This window comes from Moorena sp. SIO2C4 (assembly GCF_010672485.1).
Lineage (GTDB): Bacteria > Cyanobacteriota > Cyanobacteriia > Cyanobacteriales > Coleofasciculaceae > Moorena > Moorena producens.
Map to the genome: position 1 here is coordinate 1 of NZ_JAAHGN010001114.1, position 2,332 is coordinate 2,332.

Here is a 2,332-nt window from a genome sequence, read left to right on the forward strand (position 1 = left end):
GACTGGTTAGAAGTTACCGTAAGATAGTGGAGCCTTATTACAAAAGATTTAACCCTTTTATGCAAAGCCGAACACCCATAAAGGCTCCACTATCTAAGGTTTCGTCTCCGGCGCGCTGCGTAATCCGGTCTAACGACCTGGTCGCCTACGTTCGCGCAGCGTGCCGAAGGCAAGATTTAAGAGTTAAAAACCTGGTTAAAAACCACTGTTTAGCTAAGTCTATTAACGATGCAGGTTGGTACCAATTTCGAGAGTGGTTAGAGTATTTCGGCCAAAAGTTTGGTCGGATAACTGTCGCAGTTAATCCAGCCTACACAAGCCAAAATTGTTCCAGCTGTGGTGAAGTGGTCAAGAAATCTTTATCGACTAGAACCCATGCCTGTAAATGCGGGTGTCGGCTGGATCGTGATGTTCCTTCGGAACCGCTTCGCGAACACAATGCTGCTAAAAATATCCTAAGCAGAGCCTTGGGTACCGTGGGGCACACGGGAACTTATCGTGCGGTTCGTTCCAACCAGGAGCTTTCAGAAACTGAAAGGGTATGGGTTGGGGGATTCGCGAGGGTTAAAACCTCAAAAATCCTAACTATCTAACGGATATGGGTGAAAACCCCATCCTTGAGGAGACAAGTGACTCCCTATCTGGCCACACCGAGCAGGCGGCAACCTCGCAGAGTGAAGCTGGCACCAGGGCGGAATCAGAGGTGAAACAGATTAGCCACACTGCCGCTAACGGGGAGGTGACACGGGTAAACAAATCCTAGAAAAATGTCTAATCCGGAAGCCACAATCTGAACAAAATACAATGTGGACTTCATCCTCTCATTCTCATAGTGTTCTGGTAGGGATAACTATAAACTCCGAGAAGAGGATAGGCAAATTGGATTGCCCTAAATCACCAGAATAATCTGTTGGATGGAACGAATAAAAACGACAGCAAAAATATGGGTCTGAGGATAGGTCGTAACCTCGGTAAGTTATGCCAAACTTAATCCCCACTGTCGGGTAAGATGCGCTCAAAACTGGGCGCGGGTATCCAGAATACACAAACTCTAAGAAGAGCATAGTTAGACACATGAGAAAACAATCTTATAGTGAACTGTGGAAAGGACAAAACTGGAAGCAACTCCGGAAGAATCTCTTCCGCCTACAAAGACGAGTGTATAAAGCGGTTCAAGCTGGTGACTTGAGGAAAGCAAGGTCTATACAGAAGCTGATTCTGAAATCCCGTTCGGCACAGTTATTGGCCATCCGTCAAGTGACACAGCTCAATCAGGGCAAGAAGACCGCCGGTATCGACGGAAAAACTGCCCTAAAATACAGCGAACGGTTTGAATTACTTGAAAGACTAGTATCCAGTGCGGAAAATTGGACGCACCAAGGGTTACGGGAAATCCCAATACCCAAGAAAAACGGGGGTACAAGAATGTTGAAAGTACCGACTATAGCTGATAGAGCATGGCAATGTCTAGCAAAATTTGCTCTCGAACCAGCACATGAAGCCAAGTTCCATGCCCGGAGTTACGGATTCAGAACAGGCAGAAGTGCTCATGACGCCCAGAAACAGATATTCAACAATCTGAGTTCCAACAAAAACGGCATAAATAAGAGGGTAATCGAACTGGACATCAAGAAGTGCTTCGACAAAATCTCCCACAAATCCATCATGGATAAGTTAATTGCACCAGCAAGTTTAAAGACTGGGATATTCCGCTGCCTCAAGGCCGGAGTTGACCTGGAATTTCCTGAGCAAGGAACACCGCAGGGAGGTGTAGTCAGTCCACTTCTAGCCAACATAGCACTTGACGGAATAGAGGAGATTCATCCTAGCGTCCGATACGCAGACGATATGGTAATTTTCCTAAAGCCAAAAGATAACAGCGAAAAGGTACTGAATAAAATCAAAGCCTTCCTCGCCGAAAGAGGGATGGAAATTAGTGAAGAAAAGACCAAGATAACCAAAACGACAGATGGATTTAACTTCCTGGGCTGGTATTTCCGAGTCCAGTATGACGGAAGATTCAAGAGCTACCCCGCTAAGGAGAATCTCAAGAAATTCCTAGAAAAAATAAAATCCATAGTCAACAGCTCGAATTATGGAGCAGAAATCAAAGCAAAGAAACTAGCACCCATTGTAAGAGGTTGGAGAAACTACCATAAGTGGTGCTGTATGGAAGACCCACCTAATAATTTATACTTCCCGATGAAATCTGCCGAAAAGAAATTCCGAAAGCAGAAATCAATAAATCGGTACGAATCCAAAAGATTATTAGGAAAAGCCTTCCCAAAAGTATCATGGGAAGAAAACGGCCACACAATGGTTAAAGAGATGG

The 2,332-nt window shown here is 45.0% G+C and carries 3 protein-coding genes; all 3 read left to right on the forward strand.

Annotated features, from left to right (window positions below; all coding sequences use genetic code 11):
* A partial coding sequence (locus tag F6K20_RS34380; protein ID WP_287297789.1) for an RNA-guided endonuclease InsQ/TnpB family protein occupies positions 1-593 on the forward strand: 593 nt, incomplete at its 5' end.
* Positions 594-598: 5 nt separating this feature from the next.
* The gene (locus F6K20_RS34385) at positions 599-763 is read left to right on the forward strand and encodes a hypothetical protein (RefSeq protein ID WP_008187986.1); all 165 of its coding nucleotides are present in this window, start codon (positions 599-601) and stop codon (positions 761-763) included.
* Positions 764-1,074: 311 nt separating this feature from the next.
* Positions 1,075-2,332, forward strand: a 1,258-nt coding sequence (locus F6K20_RS34390) for a reverse transcriptase domain-containing protein (RefSeq protein WP_287297791.1), incomplete at its 3' end; no start/stop codon positions are given.